The organism is Candidatus Accumulibacter aalborgensis, assembly GCF_900089955.1.
In the GTDB taxonomy this organism is placed as follows: Bacteria; Pseudomonadota; Gammaproteobacteria; order Burkholderiales; family Rhodocyclaceae; genus Accumulibacter; species Accumulibacter aalborgensis.
The window spans coordinates 1-2,421 of sequence record NZ_FLQX01000163.1 but is presented as its reverse complement, the minus strand read 5'-3'; the positions used below and the strand labels follow the sequence as shown (position 1 = coordinate 2,421).

Annotated in this window: 1 protein-coding gene and 1 pseudogene; both read left to right on the top strand. The window is 61.8% G+C overall.

What is annotated here, in order from left to right:
• The first annotated feature begins 106 nt into the window (after positions 1–106).
• Positions 107–1,023: pseudogene (locus ACCAA_RS20815) on the top strand (tyrosine-type recombinase/integrase).
• Positions 1,020–2,126 carry an IS91 family transposase gene (locus tag ACCAA_RS20805; RefSeq protein ID WP_186409164.1) on the top strand — a complete coding sequence of 369 codons (1,107 nt, stop codon included), beginning with the start codon at positions 1,020–1,022 and terminating at the stop codon, positions 2,124–2,126. The pseudogene ACCAA_RS20815 and the gene ACCAA_RS20805 overlap by 4 nt, the downstream one beginning before the upstream one ends.
• The last annotated feature ends 295 nt before the right edge of the window (positions 2,127–2,421 follow it).

Below are 2,421 nucleotides of genomic sequence, written 5' to 3'. Positions count from 1 at the left end.
AGCCGCTACGCGGAGGAAACGGCGGCGCTGTCGTGGTGTTGAAGTCAAGATGTGACCTCGCCCCTCATCCGAGGGATATTCATGACGAACGCGAGGTTACCGCAAGATGGAAGACATGTCCGCTGTCGCAACCACGATTTTTGACCAGAACTACGAACTGCATCGGAAGCATTTGAAGCTCAAGGGCTTGCAGCCGAAGACGATCGAGGCGTATTCGCGCGCCATCCGCCGGGTGGGAGACTACTTCGATCATCAGATCGAGGATCTCACCGAGGTCGACCTGCTGAATTACTTCTCCGACCTGAGCGAGACGCACTCCTGGAGTTCGATCAAGCTCGATCTTTACGGACTGAAGTTTTACCACGAGCACGTGCTCAAGAAGCCCTGGGTGGCGCCGGGACTGGTCCAGCCGCCGCGGTCGCAGCGCCTGCCAGACATCGTCAGCATTGAGGAGGCCGAGCGGATTTTCAGGGCGACACGGGTGCTCAGTTACCGCGTCTTCTTCTTCACGCTCTACAGTCTCGGCCTGCGCCTTGGCGAAGGGTTGCGGCTGACGGTCGCCGACATCGACGGCGCACGCGCGCGGGTGCATATCCGCGATGCCAAAGGCAACAAGGACCGCCTGGTGCCGTTGCCGACGGCCACCTACCGACTCCTGCGCGGGTTCTGGCAGCGCCACCGTAATCCCGTCCTGCTGTTTCCCAATCGCCGCGGCGGCTTGCCGGGCGCACATGCCGCCAGCACTCCTCTCGACCGCGGCGGCGTTCAGAATGCCCTGCGGGCAGTCGTCGAATCGTGTGGACTAAAAAAAACATTTCGCCCCACAGCCTTCGGCACAGCTATGCCACGCACCTGATCGAGGCCGGTGTTGACCTCATCGAAGTCCAGAAGAATCTCGGCCATCACTCGATCCTCACGACCGCCCGCTACACCCATCTGACGGATCAAACCAAGCACCACGCCATTGACCGCATCAACGCGCTGATGGACCGCTATTGCCTGGCCAAGGGGGCGCCCCGATGATCCGCCTCGCTGCCATCATCGCCGAATTCGGAGCCGACTTCCTCGCGCAATTTCGTCCCCGGCTGAGCTTTGACCAGGTGCAGGCGCTGTCGGCGATCGAGCACTGCCGCAGCCCTGACAGTCCGATGATGCAGGTTCAATGCAGTGACTGTGCCCACCACCACCTCGTTCCGCATTCCTGCGGCCATCGCCTTTGCCCGCACTGCCAGCACCACGAGAGCCAGGAATGGCTGGAACGTCAGATGCAGCGGCTCGTCCCGGCCGACTACTTTCTGCTGACCTTCACGCTCCCGGCCGAATTACGCGGGCTCGCTCTGGCTCACGCCGACATCGTCCTCGATTCCATGATGAGATGTGCCTGGGAAACAGTGCTCCGTTTCAGTCAGAACGACCGGCAGTTGCAGGGAACCCCGGGGGCGATCGCGGTGTTGCACACGCACTCGCGCCGCATCGACTTCCACCCGCATGTCCATCTCGTCGTTCCCGCAGCGGCGGTCGATGCGGGACGGCGGCGCTGGCGATGCAAGCGCCGCGGCAAGAACGGGACCTATCTGTTCAACGAGAAGGCGCTGGCCAAGGTCTTCCGGGCCAAGATGCTGGCAGCGATCGAGGCGGCCGGCATTCCTCTGCCGGTGCGCTATCCGCGGGAATGGGTGGCGCACTGCAAATCGGTCGGCAGCGGCGAGAAGGCCCTGATCTACCTCGGTCGTTACCTCTACCGCGGCGTCATCCGCGAAGACGACATTCTCTCCTGCGAGAATGGCCAGGTGAGCTTCCGCTATCGCAATGCTCAAACCGGCAAGTCGGAAAAGCGCTCGCTCGCGGCTGCCGATTTCCTCTGGTTGATTCTCCAGCATGTCCTGCCCAAGAGGTTTCGCCGCGCTCGCAATTTCGGCTTCCTGCACGCCAATTCCAAGCGCCTGATCGCCTTGCTGCATCTCTTGCTCAAGTTCGATCCCAGCCGCTTCACGCCGCCGCGCAAGGAGCGGCCAGCGATGCTTTGCCCCTGCTGTGGCGCCGTGATGGCGATCGTCAGGACGCGAATTCGCTCGACATCGCCCGCAGTCATCACCATCGCGCCGCTCGCCGCGGTCGCCATCTGATCATGTAAGCCGAGACTTCAGCGCTGTCCAGCCGCGTTCGGGACTTCAGTTTCCCAAAGCTGAGCGATGCGCCCGACCGGAATTCAGAACCCGGAGCCTAAAACCCTCCGGATTCGCGAAACCATTGCCGCCTGGGCAGCAGCAAACCGGGATTTCCTGTTCTCGGCACTCCGGAATCCATGCTTCCCGGGTAAATCCAGAAAAGATATTTGCAGAGGGGCGCTCAGCGCTCCGGCCCGGGCTCGTCCAACAAACGGATCAGATCGTGGCTTCGCACGATCTATCCTTATTCGTT